20 protein-coding genes are annotated in these 18,110 nt (G+C 67.1%); 9 read left to right on the forward strand and 11 right to left on the reverse strand.

Annotated features, from left to right (window positions below):
• Position 1: 1 nt before the first annotated feature.
• From IEY31_RS16515 to IEY31_RS16540, 6 genes are all read right to left on the reverse strand, one after another.
• Complete coding sequence (locus tag IEY31_RS16515) at positions 2-625, reverse strand: deoxynucleoside kinase (protein ID WP_188974011.1); 624 nt, start codon at positions 623-625, stop codon at positions 2-4.
• Positions 626-650: 25 nt separating this feature from the next.
• Positions 651-1,262, reverse strand: a complete 612-nt coding sequence (locus IEY31_RS16520; RefSeq protein ID WP_188974013.1) for a deoxynucleoside kinase — start codon at positions 1,260-1,262, stop codon at positions 651-653.
• A 163-nt stretch (positions 1,263-1,425) separates the two neighbouring features.
• Positions 1,426-1,644: a hypothetical protein gene (locus tag IEY31_RS16525; RefSeq protein WP_188974014.1), complete on the reverse strand. Its 219-nt coding sequence runs from the start codon at positions 1,642-1,644 to the stop codon at positions 1,426-1,428.
• Between the two features lie 28 nt (positions 1,645-1,672).
• Positions 1,673-2,602 carry an SPFH domain-containing protein gene (locus IEY31_RS16530; RefSeq protein WP_188974016.1) on the reverse strand — a complete coding sequence of 310 codons (930 nt, stop codon included), beginning with the start codon at positions 2,600-2,602 and terminating at the stop codon, positions 1,673-1,675.
• A 194-nt stretch (positions 2,603-2,796) separates the two neighbouring features.
• Positions 2,797-3,909 carry a S1C family serine protease gene (locus IEY31_RS16535; RefSeq protein ID WP_188974018.1) on the reverse strand — a complete coding sequence of 371 codons (1,113 nt, stop codon included), beginning with the start codon at positions 3,907-3,909 and terminating at the stop codon, positions 2,797-2,799.
• Complete coding sequence (locus tag IEY31_RS16540) at positions 3,906-4,178, reverse strand: FmdB family zinc ribbon protein (protein WP_188974020.1); 273 nt, start codon at positions 4,176-4,178, stop codon at positions 3,906-3,908. Before IEY31_RS16540 ends, IEY31_RS16535 begins: the two co-directional genes overlap by 4 nt.
• Before the next feature lie 508 nt (positions 4,179-4,686).
• Between IEY31_RS16540 and glmS the strand changes: the two genes are divergently transcribed.
• On the forward strand, positions 4,687-6,507 hold the full coding sequence (gene glmS / locus IEY31_RS16545; RefSeq protein ID WP_188974022.1) for a glutamine--fructose-6-phosphate transaminase (isomerizing): 1,821 nt from the start codon (positions 4,687-4,689) through the stop codon (positions 6,505-6,507).
• 17 nt (positions 6,508-6,524) lie between these two features.
• Positions 6,525-7,079 (forward strand): GNAT family N-acetyltransferase, encoded by a 555-nt coding sequence (locus tag IEY31_RS16550; protein ID WP_229723732.1) that lies wholly within the window; start codon positions 6,525-6,527, stop codon positions 7,077-7,079.
• 25 nt (positions 7,080-7,104) lie between these two features.
• Here IEY31_RS16550 and IEY31_RS16555 read toward each other — a convergent pair whose 3' ends face one another.
• The 3 genes from IEY31_RS16555 to IEY31_RS16565 are packed head-to-tail and all read right to left on the reverse strand — an operon-like array spanning position 7,105 to position 8,015.
• A complete protein-coding gene (locus IEY31_RS16555) occupies positions 7,105-7,413 on the reverse strand; it encodes a hypothetical protein (RefSeq protein ID WP_188974024.1) in 309 nt (102 codons plus the stop codon).
• 45 nt (positions 7,414-7,458) lie between these two features.
• On the reverse strand, positions 7,459-7,836 hold the full coding sequence (locus IEY31_RS16560; protein ID WP_188974026.1) for a VOC family protein: 378 nt from the start codon (positions 7,834-7,836) through the stop codon (positions 7,459-7,461).
• A 17-nt stretch (positions 7,837-7,853) separates the two neighbouring features.
• Positions 7,854-8,015: a hypothetical protein gene (locus tag IEY31_RS16565; protein WP_188974028.1), complete on the reverse strand. Its 162-nt coding sequence runs from the start codon at positions 8,013-8,015 to the stop codon at positions 7,854-7,856.
• Positions 8,016-8,038: 23 nt separating this feature from the next.
• Between IEY31_RS16565 and IEY31_RS16570 the strand changes: the two genes are divergently transcribed.
• The gene (locus IEY31_RS16570) at positions 8,039-8,446 is read left to right on the forward strand and encodes a hypothetical protein (protein WP_188974030.1); all 408 of its coding nucleotides are present in this window, start codon (positions 8,039-8,041) and stop codon (positions 8,444-8,446) included.
• On the opposite strand, the gene IEY31_RS16575 is transcribed toward IEY31_RS16570, so the two are convergent.
• A complete protein-coding gene (locus tag IEY31_RS16575) occupies positions 8,420-9,877 on the reverse strand; it encodes a VWA domain-containing protein (RefSeq protein WP_188974032.1) in 1,458 nt (485 codons plus the stop codon). The genes IEY31_RS16570 and IEY31_RS16575 overlap by 27 nt on opposite strands.
• 458 nt (positions 9,878-10,335) lie before the next feature.
• Here IEY31_RS16575 and IEY31_RS16580 point away from each other — a divergent pair, with 458 nt between their 5' ends.
• Both IEY31_RS16580 and IEY31_RS16585 read left to right on the forward strand, forming a co-directional pair.
• Positions 10,336-11,076, forward strand: a complete 741-nt coding sequence (locus IEY31_RS16580; RefSeq protein WP_188974034.1) for a hypothetical protein — start codon at positions 10,336-10,338, stop codon at positions 11,074-11,076.
• A 224-nt stretch (positions 11,077-11,300) separates the two neighbouring features.
• Complete coding sequence (locus IEY31_RS16585) at positions 11,301-12,329, forward strand: ATP-grasp domain-containing protein (protein ID WP_188974036.1); 1,029 nt, start codon at positions 11,301-11,303, stop codon at positions 12,327-12,329.
• Positions 12,330-12,429: 100 nt separating this feature from the next.
• On the opposite strand, the gene IEY31_RS16590 is transcribed toward IEY31_RS16585, so the two are convergent.
• Positions 12,430-13,566: a mannose-1-phosphate guanylyltransferase gene (locus IEY31_RS16590; protein ID WP_188974039.1), complete on the reverse strand. Its 1,137-nt coding sequence runs from the start codon at positions 13,564-13,566 to the stop codon at positions 12,430-12,432.
• A gap of 212 nt (positions 13,567-13,778) precedes the next feature.
• Here IEY31_RS16590 and IEY31_RS16595 point away from each other — a divergent pair, with 212 nt between their 5' ends.
• The 4 genes from IEY31_RS16595 (at position 13,779) to IEY31_RS16610 (ending at position 18,030) form a co-directional block, all read left to right on the forward strand.
• Complete coding sequence (locus IEY31_RS16595) at positions 13,779-14,837, forward strand: glucose-1-phosphate thymidylyltransferase (protein ID WP_188974041.1); 1,059 nt, start codon at positions 13,779-13,781, stop codon at positions 14,835-14,837.
• Positions 14,838-15,153: 316 nt separating this feature from the next.
• Positions 15,154-15,756 carry a DUF177 domain-containing protein gene (locus IEY31_RS16600; protein ID WP_188974043.1) on the forward strand — a complete coding sequence of 201 codons (603 nt, stop codon included), beginning with the start codon at positions 15,154-15,156 and terminating at the stop codon, positions 15,754-15,756.
• Positions 15,757-15,758: 2 nt separating this feature from the next.
• The gene (moaC, locus tag IEY31_RS16605; protein WP_188974045.1) at positions 15,759-16,310 is read left to right on the forward strand and encodes a cyclic pyranopterin monophosphate synthase MoaC; all 552 of its coding nucleotides are present in this window, start codon (positions 15,759-15,761) and stop codon (positions 16,308-16,310) included.
• Positions 16,311-16,362: 52 nt separating this feature from the next.
• On the forward strand, positions 16,363-18,030 hold the full coding sequence (locus tag IEY31_RS16610; RefSeq protein ID WP_188974047.1) for a bactofilin family protein: 1,668 nt from the start codon (positions 16,363-16,365) through the stop codon (positions 18,028-18,030).
• The last annotated feature ends 80 nt before the right edge of the window (positions 18,031-18,110 follow it).

Raw genomic sequence — 18,110 nt, forward strand, 5'->3', positions numbered from 1 at the left:
ATCAGCGCAGCAGCGGCAGCCCAAAACCGTGCGCCTGTATGCGGGCGCAGACGCGCTCGAAGGCCCCCGGATCGGCCACGAAATCCAGCTCATCGCCCGGCACGCGCAGCACCGGACAGGCATCAAAGTCCGCGATCCAGCTGTCGTACAGCCGGTTGAGGCCCGCCAGATACGCGTCGGGGATGTCCTGCTCGTAGCTGCGGCCCCGCAGGGCGATGCGGCGGCGCAGGGTCGGCAGGCTGGCGTCGATGTGGATCAGCAGGTCCGGCACCCGCAGGGCCGGCAGGATCCCCTCGTACAGCCCGCCGTAGGTGGCCCAGTCGCGCGCCTCCATCTGTCCACTTTCAAACAGGTTGCGGGCGAAGATGTTGGCGTCCTCGAACACGGTGCGGTCCTGAATCACGTAGCGCGCGCCTGTCACCAGGTTCAGGTGCTGCTCCAGCCGGCGCGACAGGAAGTAAATCTGCGAGTGGAACGAGTAGCGCCGCATGTCGCGGTAGAAGTCTTCCAGGTACGGATTTTCGGCGTAGGGTTCGTACACCGGGCGCAGGCCGTAGCGCTCGGAGAGCATGCGCGTCAGCGTGCTCTTCCCGCTGCCGATGTTGCCGGAGACGGCAAGATACATCAGTGCTCGCCCTGTGTGTGGGGCATCAGTCCGCCGCCTGTCCCGCCGTCAGCGCCTCGTGGACGCGGGCCAGGATCAGCTCCTCGTGTTCGGGGTTGCCCACGAAGTCGATGTCGCCAGCCTGCACCGTCAGCAGCGGGTGGGCGTAGCTGCGGAAATACTCGTCGTACCGGGCGGTCAGCTCGGCCAGATAGGCGGCCTGCATGTCCTGTTCGAAGGACCGGCCCCGGCGGGCAATGCGGCGCAGCAATTCGTCGGTGTCGGCACGCAGGTACACCACCAGATCGGGGGTGGGCAGGCGCGGCGACAGGTGCGAATACAGGTCCTCGTACAGTGCGAATTCAGCGTCCTTGAGGTTCATGGCGGCAAAGATGAAGTCCTTGGCGAACAGGTAGTCGCTGACCACGTTGCCGCTGAACAGCCCCGGCTGAGCGAGCGCCGAGAGCTGCTTGAAACGCGACAGCAGGAAAAAGACCTGCACCTGAAAGGCGTAGGCATCGGGCTGCTCGTAAAAGCGCGCCAGGAAGGGATTTTCCTCCACAACTTCCAGATTCAGCTCCGCGCCGTAACGCGCCGAGAGCCGCCGGGACAGGCTCGTTTTTCCCACCCCGATGGGGCCTTCAATCACCAGATACATAGACAGTGCGGAGCATAGCGCGCCGCGTCGCGGGGGAACGGGCGGGACCGGGCTTGACAGGCCGAGGTAGCCGGCAGCCCAGCATGGGACTGGTGCTGGCGTGACGGGCGTGCATCCTCGTGTGGTTCGCGCGAACATAACAAAGGGAGGCGGAGGCGACTGCTCACCGCCTCCCCTCCCCGCTTATATGGCTCACTCCGTCCTGCGGCTCTGGCGTCTCCTGGCGCTGCGCCGCAGATTTGAGCCGTCCCGCTTCCCGCGCCGCCTGGGTCAGCAGGTACTCGATCTGGGCGTTGACACTTCTCAGGTCATCGGCGGCCCAGCGTTCCAGCGCCGCGTACAGTTCGGGACTGATCCGCAGAGGGTAATTTTTCCGGGCCATGCGGGCCTCCTCTGCCTTTAGGGGCGCGCTAGTACAGGCTCCCGGCGTTGACGATAGGCTGCGTGCCGCGCTCGCTGGTCAGGACCACCAGCAGGTTGCTGACCATCTGGGCCTTGCGCTCCTCGTCAAGCTCCACGATGTTTTGATCGGCCAGCTCACGCAGGGCCATCTGCACCATGCCCACCGCGCCCTGCACGATCTGCGCTCTGGCGGCGATGATCGCACTGGCCTGCTGGCGCTGCAGCATGGCCCCGGCAATTTCCGGCGAGTAGGCCAGGTGCGACAGCCGGGCTTCCAGCACCTCCACCCCGGCGTGGCGCAGGCGGGCGGCCAGCTCACGGCCCAGCGCCTCGGCCACCTCGTCGGCATTGCCGCGTAGACTCCGGCCGCTTTCCTCGTAGTTGTCGTAGGGGTACTGCGAGGCGAGGTGGCGCAGCGCAGTCTCGGACTGGATGGCGACAAACTCGGCATAGTCCTCAACATCGAAGGTGGCCCGCGCTGAATCCACCACCCGCCACACGATCACGGCGGCGATCTCGATGGGATTGCCCGACAGGTCATTGACCTTCAGCCGCTCGGAATTGAAGTTGCGAATCCGCAGCGACACGTTCTTGCGAACCGTCAGCGGGTTCGTCCAGTACATGCCGTTGCGCCGCTCGGTGCCCACGTAGCGTCCGAACAGGGTCAGCACCTTGGCCTGGTTGGGCTGCACGATGAAAAACCCGATCATGGCGAACAGCAGCAGCAGGCCCAGCACCACGCTCAGCAGCAACTGCCCGGCCACCAGCAGCCACACGCCCAGCGCCACCAGCGCCAGCCACAGCAGGAAGATCGGCACGCCCGGCAGCCCGAAGGCCGGGCGCTCCACACTCGCCACGCCGCTGCGGGTGGAGATGCCACCTTCGGGTCCAACCATTTCCGGCGGGCTTTCCAGGGGTGCTTTTTTCAGTTCACTCATAACCGTCTCCCTCCTCTGGGGATGATATCACCGTGATACGGGAATGAACCGGGAAAGTTCCCAGGAGTGGGGCAGGCGGGCCTGTCCTCAACCCCCACACCTGCGCCGGAGACAGCAGGAGAAACCCAGAGACAGCAGAAGAGACAGGGCCAGCCCGCACCCCGTCTCCCCTTCTGGTCGTCCTGTTGCGGCGGCTAGCGCCCGGTCTGTTGCAGCGTTCGCTTGAGCAGCGTGACCTTCACGTCCACGCTCTTCTTGTTGCGCCACACCCGCAGGTTGACGGTCTGGCCGGGGCGTTTGGCCGCCACCAGCCGGGTCACGTCGAAGGAGTTCTGCACGCGCACGCCGTCCACCGCTACAATGATGTCACCCAGGGGGGCGAGCAACTGATCGCTGCTGTTGCGCAGGCTGCCGCGCAGGCCCGCGCGGGCGGCGGCGCTGCCGGCCGGCACGTCCATCACCAGCGCGCCCTCCGAGCTCGACAGGCCGGCCAGCTGACGCAGCGCCGGAGGCAGGGTGGCCAGGTCGGTCAGGGACGCTCCCAGCGTGCCGCGCTGCGGAACCCCGATCTTTTCCAGATCGTCCAGGCTCTGCTTGACCACGTCGCCGGGAATGGCGATGCCGATTACGCCCGGCACCAGGTTGTTGGGCGCGGCGTTGGCGTCGGCCACGCCCACCACCAGTCCGCGCGAATCCAGCACCGGGCCTCCGCTGTTGCCCTGCTGGATGCTGGCGGTGGTCATCAGGTACTCGCCGATCTCGCCGCCCAGATTGTCATTGCGCGGCACGTTGTCCGCGCTGGCCATCACGCTGAAGATGCCGGTGCTGACGAAGTTGGGAATCCGCAGCGGCGTGCCCATCGCGGTCAGCTTCTGGCCGGGAATCAGGCGGGCGCTGTTGCCGAAGCTCAGGGTCTTGGGGGCCGTGACACCGGTCACCCGCAGGATGGCGATGTCGATACCGGGATCAACGCCCTCGATCTTGGCCGACACCTTGCGCCCGTTGTACAGCGTGACGCTCAGCGAGTCCTGGAACTCGACGACGTGGTAGTTGGTGACGATCAGGTCCTTCTTGTAGAAAAAGCCGGTGCCGGTCTCGATCGGGTCGTCACCCGGCTGCAGCTGGTCGCGTTGCAGGCGGTTGTCGATCCGCACCACCGCCTGCAATGCGTTCTGCGTGACCTCGACGGTGTTGATCTCGTCCGGCGTGACCAGGGCGCGCTGGGCGTCCACCCGGCCAGTCAGGTACGCGCCCAGCAGCGCCGCGCTCAGCAGCAGCGCGGCGCCCACAACGCGGCCCGCATTCACCCCTCGCCGCCGCCCTTGCTGCTGGGGCTGCCCTTGCTCTCGGCCTTGGGGGCGCTCTTGCCCTCGCCGCCGCCGTCACCGGACTTCTCACGCGGGCGCGAGTCGTTGGCGTAAAAGCCGCTGCCCTTGAAGGCAATGCCGGGCCGCGCCAGCACGCGCTTGACCGGCACGCCGCTCTCGGGGTGGGCGGTGTAGGCGTCGTCGCGCATGCTCTGGCGCAACTCGTAGATTTCTCCGGTGTCGGTGTTCTTGTAGAGGTAGGTGGGCATGACAGGGTTCCTTGAAGCGCTGAGGCGGGATGGGGTGGGGGTCAGATCGGTGCAGAGTGCCGGGCCGCGTGCTGCATGGGGCCGTCTTTCCGGCGCACAGCTTAGCAAGGACAGCCTAGCAAGGGCCGCCGGGACAAAACGGGCGGCTGTCTCACTTCACCGCCCGCCGCGTGCGTCCTGGCGTCCTGTGAGCATCTTGCTCAGCAGAGGCGGGCCGGGGGTGTTATGCTTTACCGGCGAACCCCTGTCATGCCGGGGGCTTTCGCAGCAACAGGGCAGCGCAAGGCCCACCCGCACCATCCGGGTGGGAAACGAGGTGGAGGTCAGCGAGTGTTCTGCGGATGCCTCCAGGTGTGGGCGACACCTACCCGCCGCGTCTGCCACATGCAGATGCGGGAAGTCCAGGCGATAACCCCCGCGGCAACGCGGGCATAAGGCCGGACCCGACCCGACAACATCACACAGGCATTCCCGCACTTTTCACTTGAAAAGGCGGGGCGGAGTTCTTATGTGCGGAATCGTGGGTTATATCGGCGGGCGTCAGGCGCAGGACGTTCTTATCTCGGGCCTCTCCAAGCTGGAATACCGGGGCTATGACAGCGCGGGCGTGGCCATTGGCGACGGCGCGTGCATCGCCGTGAAGAAGAAGGCGGGCAAGCTGGCCAATCTGGAAGCGGAGCTGGAAGGCCGCCCCCTGAGCGGCACGCTGGGCATCGGGCACACGCGCTGGGCCACGCACGGGCTGCCCAACGACACCAACGCCCACCCGCATGCCACCGAGGACGGGCGGATCGTCATCATCCACAACGGCATCATCGAGAACTACCTGAAGCTGAAAGAGGCGCTGATGTCACGCGGCCACGAGTTCAAGAGCGAGACCGACAGCGAGGTGCTGGCCCACCTGATTGAGGAGGCCTACAGCGGTGACCTGTATGAGGCCGTCCGCACGGCGCTGGGGCAGGTGCGCGGCGCCTACGGCATCGTGGTCACGCACGTCGACCACCGCGAGATCGTCGCGGCCCGCACGGTCAGTCCGCTGGTCATGGGCGTCGGCGAGGGTGAGATGTTCCTGGCCTCGGACGTGCCGGCCCTGCTGGCCTACACCCGCAAGATGGTCTTTCTCCACGACGGCGACATGGTGGTGCTGAACGACGACGGCTTTCGCGTCACCGATCTGGACGGCAACGAACAGGCCCGCGAGATCGAGCACATCGACTGGGACGCCGAGGCTGCCGAGAAGGGCGGGTACGACACCTACATGCTCAAAGAAATCTACGAGCAGCCCACCGCCCTGACCAACACCCTGATCGGCCGCCTGCACGACGACACCGGCGAGGTCAATCTGGACATCAACCTCGATCCCTCCTCGTTCAAGCGCATCTCCATCATCGCCTGCGGTACGGCCTTCTACGCCGGGCTGGTGGGCGAGTACCTGATCGAGCAACTGGCCCGCATTCCGGTGGAAGTGGACGTGGCCAGCGAATACCGTTACCGCGATCCACTGGTGTCCGAACACACGCTGGCCATTGTGGTCAGCCAGTCCGGCGAGACGATTGACACCCTCGAAGCCCTGCGTGAGGCCAAGCGGCACGGTGCCAAAACCCTGGGCGTGATCAACGCCAAGGGCAGCAGCATGACCCGTGAGCTGGACGACACGCTGTACATCCACGCCGGGCCGGAAATCGGGGTGGCCAGCACCAAGGCGTACACCTCGATGGTCAGCGCCTTCGTGATGCTCGCACTCTGGCTGGGCCGGGCGCGCGGCACCCTCAGCGAGCAGCAGGGCGCGGAACTGCTCAAGGCCACCCGCGAGCTGCCCCGGCTGGTGGAGGAAGCGCTGGCCCCCGAGCGCGTGGAGGCGATCAAGGCCGTGGCCGAGAAGTACGCCCACGCCCGCGATTATCTGTTCCTGGGACGCGGCGTCAACAGCCCCACCGCCTACGAGGGCGCGCTGAAGCTCAAGGAAATCAGCTACATCCACGCCGAGGCCTACGCGGCGGGCGAGATGAAGCACGGGCCGATTGCGCTGATCGATTCCAACCTCCCCGTCGCCGTGATCGCCACCGAGAGCCGCCTGCTGGAAAAAACCATCAGCAACGTGCAGGAAGTGCGCGCCCGCGCCGGCAAAGTCATCCTGTTCCTCAGTGACGGCGACACCGAGAACGCCCGCCACGGCGACGACGTGATCTATGTGCCGCGCGCCCACGAGATGGTCAGCCCGGTGGTCAATGCCGTGGCGATGCAGTTGCTGGCGTATTTCACGGCCACCGCGCTGGGCAAGGACGTGGACAAGCCGAGGAATCTGGCAAAAAGCGTGACGGTGGAATAGGGCAAATTACTCTCATTTTGACCGAGACGGAACCGAATGCCGTGCCCAAGCTTGAAATCAGACCTCTGAGCGACGCCCCCGACACCCGCGAGCAACTGGCCGAACTGCTGGTGCACACCGTGGCGGGGGGCGGCTCGGTGGGCTTCATGCACCCGCTGACGCGTGAGGCGGCCAGCGCCTTCTGGGACGGGACGCTGGCCGCAGCCGCGCGCGGCGAAAGGATCATTCTGGGCAGCTGGGATGGCCCGAGCCTCACGGGTACAGTCACCCTGATCCTGCACATGCCCCCCAACCAGCCCCACCGCGCCGAGATCGCCAAGATGATGACCCATCCCCGGTGGCGCGGTCAGGGCGTGGCGACGGCGCTGCTGCGGGCCGCCGAGGCACTGGCCGCAGAGCGCGGGCGCACCCTGCTGGTGCTGGACACCGCCTCAGACGGAGGGGCGGCAGGCCTGTACGAGCGCGCGGGCTACACCTTTGCTGGAGAGCTGCCCGGCTACGCCCTCAAGCCGCACGGAGGCCTGACCGGAACACGGCTGTACTGGAAGCGCATCGGCGAGGGAGCGGCCTGACCGCCTACGCTCCCCTCGCCGCGCACTACCACTTGTCGTCGTCCAGCGCCTCGCCCTTGCCCTCGCGTCTGGACTTGCGACGCGCCTCCTTGCCCTGCTTGCGTCTGGGGCGGGGCGTCAGGGTGACCTCGTACACGCGCGACGGGTCACAGGGGGCGGGGTACTCGCCCAGCGACTCGCCAGGATCGGCCATTCTCAGGTTTCCGGCGATGTGCATGTGGCGCTCGCCACAGTACGGGCACTCGTCCACCACCCAGAACATGACGCGGGTACCGGGCATGTCGCGCAGCGACGCGAAGGCCAGGCGCGGGGTGTTGCGGTCTTTCTTGCCCATGGGGAAGAGGCTAGCGCGGGCGTGGACTGCCTTCTGTAGCGCCCCTCAATGTTGACCCTGGCGGCCCCCGAACCAGCGCACCTCCTTCTGGACCACGCAAAAGCGGTTGCCATCAGGATCGGCCAGCACCACGAAATCTGCGTCCGGCTCGGAGCGCCAATCCACCCGCGACGCGCCCAGAGCCAGCAGACGGGCGACCTCTGCCTCCTGGTTCTCAGCGTACAGATCCAGATGGTGCCGCCGGGCCCCTGGCGACGTAACCCGCTTGAGGGCCAGCTGGACGCCAGCTCCGTCACGCGGAATCAGGACCACCCAATCCTCGTCGGGGGCCTCGCGCGGGACGTAGTCCAGCGCCGCCATCCAGAAGGTCATGGCCCGCGCCAGATCGCGCACGCCCCAGACAATAGACCCGATCTTCAACATGGGACGAGTCTGGAGGCTCAGCGCTCCGGCCCGCGCCCGGTCACCAGCAGGTCACGGATATCGGTCTCAGCCTCGAAGCCCCAGGTGCAGCAAAGCGCCGCTGTCGCTGCCAGACAATCGCCGTGTACGCGCACTTCCGCCAGTTCAGAGTGGGAGGTACACAGGCGGCTGGCCGGCACACGGCTGTCCTCCCTGCAAGGTGATGACCTCATTGCCGGGCTTCGGGCTCGACGTGACCGTGAGCAGGCCGCGCGAATACCCGACGTGGTCTCTGGTGGCCATGCAATTCTTGTCCGGCCCGAAGCCCGGCACCGATGCGGGAGACACATCCGGGCTGCTGGGCCGGGCACAGCGGTCCGGCTGGGTGCGCGTCCACATACCCAGTCGTCCGGGGATGGGTGCGGCCTTCGCGTACACCCCGTTCAGGTTCAGCATGGCCGCCCTGCCCGTGCCGGGGATTCTCCCCGGTCTGGCCAGAGAAGCGTTCCAGCAGCGAGTTGCGGGCGCTGTCTACCACCCACAAGTTCGGCGCAGCGGCGTGGCCCAGCAGGGCGCACAGCAGCAGTCTAGGCCGCGCCTCATTTCAGCGGACCTCGATCCCTACGCTTGACAGGGTGGGGTTGGGGCTGGCCTTCTCGCTGGAATAACGGAGCTCGTAACTGCCCGGCTGTGCCGGCATCTTCAGGGTGCCGGGATTGCCGTCTCTGGTGTAGAAGTAGGTGGTGTATTCGCCGACAGGCGCCCCCTTCCTGACCACCGTGACGTAGTCGCCAGGATTGTTGGGTCCGGTCCACTTCACCTGGATGCTGCTGCCCGGTTTGGCGGTGGCGGGGGCAGTCAACCCGTATTGAGGGGCGGTCAGGGTGATGGGAATGGCGGCCAGGGTGGGGTTGGGGCTGGCCTTCTCGCTGGAATAACGCAGTTCGTACTCCCCGGGCGTGAGCGGGACGGTCAGCTTGCCGGGATTGCCGTCTCCGGTGTGGAAGTAGGTGGTGTACTTGCCGATGGGCGCCCCCTTTTCCACCACCGTGACGTAATCGCCGGGGTTGTTGGGGCCAGTCCACCTGACCTCGATCTGGCTGCCCGCCCCGGCCGTTTTAGGAGCCGATAGACCGTAGGTCGGCGGCGTCAGGGTAATGGGTGCGCTGGCCAGGGTGGGGTTGGGGCTGGCCTTCTCGCTGGAATAACGCAGTTCGTACTCCCCGGGCGTGAGCGGGACAGTCAGCTTGCCGGGATTGCCGTCTCTGGTGTGGAAGTAGGTGGTGTATTTGCCGATGGGCGCCCCCTTTTCCACCACCGTGACGTAATCGCCGGGGTTGTTGGGGCCAGTCCACCTGACCTCGATCTGGCTGCCTGCGCCGGCCATTTTTGGGCCAGAGACAGCGTAGGTTCCGGTCTGGGCGGTGGCTGTCGCCCGACTGAGTGCCGCACCGAGTTCGGCACCGCTGCGGGTGTTTTCAAATGTTCCCACGCCCTCGAAACTCTTGCGGGCCTTCTCATTCAGGTCAATCCCGATGATGCGGATATCAACTTCAATGCCTATTTTCTTGAACAGCGCCGCCGCATCATTCAGCTTGCCGCCGCAGGATTCCTCGCCGTCGGTGACCAGCACGATCACCTTGCGGCTGGTGTCCTTTGGAAAGTCGTTGGCCGCCTGCATCAGCGAGTAGACAATAGGCGTGGCCCCCTTGGGCGTCGCGGCCGTCACCTGCCCCTGCAGGGCGGCCCGGTCAAAGCCTTTCATGGGCGTGACCAGCACCGAGTCCTCACACTGCGCCCCCGCCTTCAGGCCGCCCCCGTAGATCCGCATGCCCACGTTCAGGCTGGAATCGGCCTTCAGGCCCGTCAGAAACTGGGTCAGGGTGGCCTTGGCCGAGGCCATGCGGGTCTGACCATCGGGCAACTTGCCCAGCATGCTGCCTGAGGCGTCCAGAATCAGCTGAACGTTGGTGGTGCCCTGTGCTCCGGCTGCGCCGGCAAGGAGACCCAGGCTGAGGGCCAGAACCACGGACGTACGGCAAGATGACCTGTAGCGGGACATGTCGATCCTCCTGGGGGTGAAGGGCGAGCGACCGGAAGCCGGAAGGCTCGCGGGGCGAAAGGGCCTCTTGCGGACACGTGTGGCAGACGGGGCAAGCTGGTCACGGGACAGGCGGGCCAACAAACACGCTCGTTGTTCTCGTTTTTCGATACTTCCTCCGGCGACTGACAGAGGCTCCACAATGCCGGGACGGTCTGGGAAAGGGACAGACGGCCAGCCATGCTTGCACTTTCTCCGGAGGACTGAACCCTGCATCCGTAAGTGCTGTCTGGGAGCAAGTTAAAATGCATGATAACCCGTCCCGGCTCGACCGTTCAATCCTGGCGGCGCGGGGCCGGGTTTTGCAGGCACCGAGGAGAACCGAGGGCGCCATCCTTATTTTCTGAGGCTGTGCTCCAGGCAGATGCTCTAGACTGTTGCCCGATGTCACGTCTCCACCGGCCCCAGGACAGGGCGTCATGACCGCTCCGGACGGGACCGGTGGACTGGGCCCTCAGCTGGACCGGGGGCGCAAGCTGCTGCACCTGTACCGCCGGGGTGTGGGCGGCGAGCGCACCAACGCCGGCCGACTGCTGCTGACCCACCTCAAGACCCATGACCTGACGTTGTACGACCTGGACCCCAGCCTGCCGGTCTCTCAGGACCTGTCCGACCTGGACCGCTGGCGCGAGAGTGCCGCGCTGCTGGCCCAGATCGGCAAGCCCGAGCAGGACGATGTCCTGACCCGGCTGGTGGACGCCACGGATCTGACCGAGACTGAGCTGGCCCGGCTGTTGCAGGCCGTGGACACCGAGACGCTGGTGGACGTGCGCGCCGACGGCTGGGCCTACACCCACGGCGGCAACGCCGACGACTACCGCCGCGCCGCCCGGCAGGTCACGCCCGCCGTCCTGCTGGCCGGTCAGGGGTCGCTGGCGGATCGCCTGCTGGCCGCCACCCTGCACCGCCACCACCTTCTGACCCACCCCGAACGCAACATCCGCGCGTCCGACGAGCTACAGAAGCGCGTGCTGCTGGGGCTAATCTTCGGGCTGACCGGACACCGCGCCGAGGCCACCGAGGCGGGCGTCCGCGCCCACCTGAATGCCGATCAGCTGGCCCGGGTGCGAGCGCTGCTGGCCGGGCACGGCGAACGCCTGAAGGCCGGAGCACTGGACTGGGCCGAGACACAGGCAGCTGAGGTGGGACGCGGGGGATAAGAGATAGATAGTCTTGTGCTGGTTCATCCGGACCACAAAACGGATAAAGACGCTGACTTAGGTTTCCTCACATTCCAACACAGGCCACAGGCACCCACAGGACCGGCTCAGGGCAGCATCACCTCATCTGTCGGCCTGTCGCTACCACACACGTTGGCCGCGTCAGTCCCTGAACTCTGCTTTTTCCATTCCACAACGTCCACTCCCCAACGAGGCCCCCGCCCATGAATGTCCTGTTTACCAAGAATTTCACCGTCACCGCCGCCCAGCTTCACGCCCTGAAGGGCAGCCGTTACGCGCTCTGGGCCAGCCACTCCGATCCCGGCCACGGCATGCTGGCGGCGGCAGACCACACCTTTCTGGAACCGCGTGGCCTGCTGGGCGACGACTATGCCGCGTGGCTGCTGGACGCCTGCGCGCGCCACGGCATCCAATTGGTCATTCCTGGCAAGGAGCGCGAACGACTGGCGGGCTGGGAGGAACAGTTTGCCGCAGCAGGCGTGACCCTGATCACCCCGGCCAGCGAGGCCACGCAGCGTCACCTGGACCGCAAGGACGAGTTTCTACGCGACTGGGACACCGACATCCTGCCGGTTCCGCGCTGGACCACCTTCGACAGCCTCGAGACGTTTGACGAGGCGGTGGCGAGCCTGCGCCAGCCGGACGTGCGCCTGTGCGTAAAGCCCGCGCGCGGCATCTACGCCAGCGGCTTCCGGGTGCTGCTGGACACGCCGGACCTGAACTCTTTCCTGAGAGGAGATCTGTACCAGATGAGCCACGCGTCGGCGCGGGAGCTGTTTGCCTCGGGTGAATTGCCCACCATGCTGCTGATGCACACGCTGGAAGGGGCCGAGCGCAGCGTGGACTGCGTGGCGTGGCAGGGGGAACTGCTGCGCGCGGTGGTGCGCCGCAAGGGCGGGGAGGGCCAGCAGATTGAGGACCGCCCGGATCTGTTGGAGGCTGCCCGCCAGATCAGCGCCCGCTATGGCCTGAGCGGCATCTTCAACTTCCAGACCAAGGATGGGCCGGATGCGGATGGCCGCAACCGCACGCCCAACATGCTGGAAATCAACGCCCGCGCCTCAGGGGGCCTGCGCTACAGCATGGCGGCGGGCGTCAATTTCCCACTGCTGCTGCTCGACGCCGCAACCGGCGTGCTGGACCGCGCCGCCATCCCCCCGGTCCTGACCGGTCTGCGCGTCACCGAGGACAAGGTGGCCCGCGTCATGCAGGGCGAGGAGGCGACGGCCTAATCTCTCTCCTGCCAGCCACTGCTGGGGCCACCGGCGCCCGGCCCGGCGTCACGCTGAGCCTGTAGCTGGAGTCGACTGACGCTGGGGGCCAGGAGTTCCCTTACGCGAAGCGTTCCAGTTCCGGGTGCTCCTTGAGCTGTTGCACCACGCGTTTGATGTCCTGGGTGCGGTCCTTGCGCACCACCAGCGTCACCTCGTTGGCGCGAACCACCACCACGTCATCCAGGCCGATCGTGGCGATCAGATCGTCGCCGTTTGTGGTGTAGAGAATTGCGCCGCCGGTGTCCAGGCCCACGTGACGGCCCACCGCGACGTTCTCGCCCTCGCCCTTCAGCAGCCGCTCCAGCGCGTTCCAGTCGCCCAGATCGTCCCAGCCGAACTCGGCGGGAATCACGCTGACCGTGTCCGATTTTTCCAGAATCGCGTAGTCGATGCTGATCTTGGGCAGCGTGGGAAAGGTTTCGCGCAGGGCGCGGTGGGTCAGGCCGTGGGCGTCGGCGTCCATCGCGTCACTCAGCTGCCGGTACAACTCCGGCTGGTGCTGGCGGAAGGCGTCCAGAATGGCCGAAACCTTCCACACAAAGATGCCGCTGTTCCAGGTATACCCGCCGTCGGCCAGAAAACCCTGCGCCGTTTCGGAGTCGGGCTTCTCGGTAAAGCGTGTGACGGTGTAGGCCATGAATTCCTCGCCCTCGGAGGTCGCCGCGCCGCGCTGGATGTAGCCGTAGCCGGTGGCCGGGAAGGTGGGCGTGATCCCGATGGTGACCAGCCGCCCGCTGCCCGCCGCGAGCGCGATGGCCTGCCGGACCACCCGCCCGAAGGTCTGCGAGTCGGTCACGCGGTGATCGGCGGGAAAGACCCCCATCACCGCTTCCGGCTGCATGCGTGCAATCCTCAGCGCCGCGTACAGCACGGCAGGCGCGGTGTCACGGGCGGCTGGCTCCACCAGCAGGTTTTCCAGCGGCATGTCGGGCAACTGTTCCAGCACCTGCGAGCGGTAATCGTTGCCGGTCACCACCATCAGGCCCTCGGGTTCGCCGCACAGCGTCACCAGCCGGTCGCTGGTGGCCTGCAGCAGGCTGCGCCCGGAGTCGTCCAGGGTCAGGAACTGCTTGGGGCGGTGGCGGCGCGACAGCGGCCAGAAGCGTTCGCCGCTGCCGCCCGCCAGGATCACCGGGACAAACGGGGCGTCCGCCGCCTCGGAGGGGTTGAGGGAACTGGTCTGCGCGATCTGCATGGCTGGACTCTACCGTGTCGGGTCGGCGTGGTGGTGCGCCCGGCAGTTTCGTGGATTGAAAGGAAAGAGACCTGAACACCGTGTTCACCGGGGTTCAAAGCAAGCGACACGGACAGAAGCCCCTGAAGCCTTAAGGACCGCTGAGATGCCACATGAGCAATCCCAAGGATGGGTCAGAGAGCAGAGAGAGAACAGCCTCTAGACTGTCCTCCATGAAGGCCATCATCCCCGCCGCAGGACTGGGCACCCGCCTGCGCCCGCTGACGTTCACCCGCCCCAAACCCGTGCTGCGGGTGGCCGGGCAGCCGATCATCCGTCACGCCATTAACACCCTGACGGCAGCGGGCATCCACGACATCGGAATCGTGGTCTCGGACATCACGCGCGGGGAAATTCTGCACGCGGTGCGAAACATGTCAGGGGCGAACATCACGCTGATCAATCAGCACGAGCAACTGGGGCTGGGGCACGCCGTCCTGACTGCCCGCGAGTGGGTGGGCGACTCGGAATTCTGCGTCTACCTGGGCGACAACCTCTTCGAGTTCGGCGCAAAACCCTTCGTGGAGCGTTTTCTCCAGGAAAAGCCGGCGGCCCTTATCGCCCTGGTGGAGGTCGAGGACCCCACCGCCTTCGGCGTGGCCGAACTGGACGGCGAGCGCATCGTCCGGCTGGTGGAAAAGCCCAGGGTGCCCCCCAGCAACCTGGCGGTGGCCGGGCTGTACTGCTTCACGCCGCAGATTTTTGACGTGCTGGAACACATGTCGCCCTCGGCGCGCGGCGAGTACGAGATCACCGACGGTATCCAGGGCCTGATTGAGGGCGGCGCGGCGGTGCTGGGCCAGCGCGTGGAGGGCTGGTGGAAGGACACCGGACGCCCGGATGACCTGCTGGATGCCAACCGCCTGTTGCTGGAGGGCCTGGAAACCGATATCCAGGGCACCGTCGAGAAGTCGCGCATCTCGGGCCGGGTGGTTATTCCAGCCTCGGCGCGGGTCACGGGCAGCCATATCGTGGGGCCGGTGATGCTGGCCGAGAACGTGGTCATCGAGTACGCCTACATCGGCCCCTTTACCAGCATCGGGCGCGGCAGCGTGATTCGCAACGCGGAGGTCGAACACAGCGTCATTGACTCCGAGGTGATTATCGAGAACACCTACCGCCGCCTGCAGGACTGCCTGATCGGCGTGCGGGCGCAGGTACGTGGGGGCCGCGAGATGCCGCGCACCCTGAAGATGATCATCTCGGACGCCAGCGTGGTGGAACTGGTGTAAGCCGGCGTTGCGGCAGGCCGAAGACGACTCCGGGCGGAGCGGGTGACGAGAGACCGTGCGGCGGCGATGGAACCGGCTGAGTGGCCCCTCTTCCTGTCGGGTGGGCTGCTCTGGAAGAGGAAAGGGCCTGTCACCCGCCGCTGGGGCGAAGGCGCCCGAGGCTTGAGCTGGGCAGTTTGGTCCGGCGGCGCGTGACGTCGGCTCTCCGTGGGGCGTGGGCCGGGAGGACTTCCCTCCTGTGTTTCCCCGCACCCGGGCGCCGTCCGACCGTGCCGGCAACGCGGTTGTGGGGCGCCACGCGCCCTATCATCAGTCCATGAGCGATTCTCCCCTTATTCACCTGGGCTCCCTGATGCGTTCCACCGAGGACACGCACGCCGAGGGTGAGCTGGACCACCTGAACTACGAGCAGGGCGGCAAGCCGCAGACGCTGACCTTTGCCGAACCCGCTCCCTACGAGATCAGCGTTAACTCGCTGGGCGGCAACGAGATGTACCTGCAGGGCAGCTTCGAGCCCACCGTCACCATGGACTGCGCCCGGTGCCTGCGGGAAGTGGACGTGCCGCTGGAACTGCAGCTCGGCACGCTGCTGCGCTACGAGCCATCTACCGACGCGCCGTACCTGGAAGAGGCCGAGACCGGCGAGGAGGTGCTGGTGTTCGGCGATCCCGCCCTGGACCTCAGCGGCTACCTCGCCGAGATCACGCTGCTGGCATCGCCGCTGAGCGTGCTGCACGCGCCCGACTGCAAGGGGCTGTGCCAGGTCTGCGGCCATGACCTGAACGACGGACCCTGCGCGCACATGGCGGCGGTGCCGGTCGAGGAAATTGACGATGACCTGGGCATCCCTCTGGGCAGCGGCCACGCCAAGCAGACCCCGTTTGCCGGCCTGCGCGACCTGGATCTGCCCGAGGAATGAGCATGGCCGACGCGCCCCACCCTGCATCGGCTCACCCGGAACCTGCCCCGACCGAGCTGACACACTTCCGGGACGGCCTGCCGCGCATGGTGGACGTGACCGACAAGGCCGCCACCACCCGCACCGCCACCGCCGAGGCCTGGGTGCGCCTCCCCCCGGAGGCCCGCGCCGCGCTGGAGGCCGGGACCAACCCCAAGGGCGACCCGCTGACGGTGGCGCGGCTGGCAGGGCTGGCGGGCAGCAAGCGCACAGCGGACCTGATCCTGCTGTGCCATCCGATTCCGGTGACCGGCGCGGACGTGCAGGTCACGCTGGAAGACGCAGGTGTGCGCATCACGGCCACAGTCCGCACCACGGCCCCGACGGGCGTGGAGATGGAGGCCCTGACGGCCGCCAGCGTGGCCGCGCTGAATGTGTACGACATGCTCAAGGCCGCCAGCAAGGCGCTGGAAATCACGGGTGTGCGCCTGCTGAGCAAGACCGGCGGCAAGAGCGGCGACTACCGCGCCCTGCAAACTTCCCAGACGCAGACTGCCCGAACAGAGGCTCCCTAGACAGCTGCCGGGAACTTTCAGGAATCCTCTATCGTAGGGGAACAGTATGGGCATGGAGCGACACAACCGGAAAGGGGGACCAGCACATGGCCCGTCTGACTGGCTGGATCTGCTGCACCGCGAGGCCGAGGGCGACCTGACCCCACCCGAGACGGCCCTGCTGCGCTCGCTGCCCGATCAGGAAGACGTGGCGCGCTGGCGGGCGCGCCTGGCTGCCGCCACCGCCCAGCTGGGCGCCCTGCCGCCGCCGGGTCTGCCCGCGAGCGTGGCGCAGGACGTGGCCGCAGAAGTGCGCTGGAGCCTGCAACTGGAACCTCTGCGTTTAGAGACACGGCGTCCAGCGCTGCCGCACTCTCTCGCCAGCGCGGTGCTGGCTGACATCACCACCGCCCGCAGCCTGCAGGGCCAGCCTGTGCCACCACTGCCCCACAGCCTCGCGGCGGCGGTGGTGGGTGACATTCAGGCGGCGCGTCAACTGGGAGGAAGCCCGCCCCCCATGCCTTCGAGCGTGGCCGCTGCCGTCTCCTCTGACGTCGCGTGGGCCGGGCGGGTGGGCACGCCTGCGCCCGCGCTGCCGCGTTCGGTGGCCGGGGCGGTGGTGGCCCACATCACACGGCCACCAGCGGAAGTCGCCGCGGCATCTTCTCCTGGTCTCTCCCCCATTTCGCCTGCGGCCAGCGGCTTTCTGACCCCGCTCAAGCCCCGGCATAACCCTGCCCCGCTGGCGCTGGTGGTGGCGCTGATGACCGGACTGACCCTGCTGGCGATCACCACTGTCTGGCCCAATCTGGCCGCCGGGGCGCTGGTGCTGCGCACCCTGCTGGCCCAGGTGTCGCCGCTGGCCGGGGTGGGACTGGCGCTGCTGCTGCTGACCAGCGCCCTGGTCAGCTGGCGGCCCGGCCCGGCCATGCAGCGCTTCGGGGCCGGGGCCTTTGCCCTGAGCGCCGTGCTGACCCTGCCCGCGCTGTACAGCCTGGCCGCCCACGGCGACGTGCGTTTCGGCCAGAATATCGTGGTCAGCGGGCCGGTGGACGGCAATGTGATCGCGGTGGGCGGCCACGTTCGCCTGGAAGCCGGGGCGCAGGTGCAGGGCGAGGTGATCACGCTGCTGGGCGACGTGCGCCGCGACCCGCGGGCACGGGTCAGCGGGCGGGTCAACGCGCTGCTGGGCCACGCGCCGGACGATCTGAATGCGCTGGAAACGGCCCCGCCGCAGGGCATCGGCATCGCTACTGCCGCCGCCTTCCGGCCGCTGCTGGGCTGGCTGGGCAGCGCGGCGTGGCCGCAGATCTTCGTCACGCTGACCGGCGGCGCACTGCTACTGCTGTTCGTGGCGGGGCTGGCCCCCACACTGGCCCGCCGCCAGCGTCACGCCCCCGTGCGGACCCTGGCGCTGGGCGTGCTGGCCCTGACCGCCCTGGGCGGCCCCGCACTGGCCCTGGCGCTGGCCGGGCTGCTGGGGCCTGCCCTGGTGGCCGCCGCGCTGGCCGTGGTGATCATCGCCGTGGGCCTGAGCGTCAGCGCCTACGACGCGGGCTGCGCCCTGGCCCGCCGCCTGCACCTGCCCGTTCCAGACGCGGTGGGGGCCTTCATGGGTCTCAGCGCCGTGGCGGCCAGCCTCAGCGAGCCGCCGCTGGCCTTCGGGCTGGCACTGATCGGCGGCGCGTGGGGCGCGGGAACGCTGCTGCTGGCCAGGGGCGGGGCCAGGACCGCCGGATAGACTGCTGGTGGTTGATACGGATTCCGTTTAAACAGGTATACTCGAGGCATCAGAAAAGTCATTTTTCAACACACTGCTGA

It is taken from the genome of Deinococcus aerolatus (genome assembly GCF_014647055.1).
Taxonomy (GTDB): Bacteria; Deinococcota; Deinococci; order Deinococcales; family Deinococcaceae; genus Deinococcus; species Deinococcus aerolatus.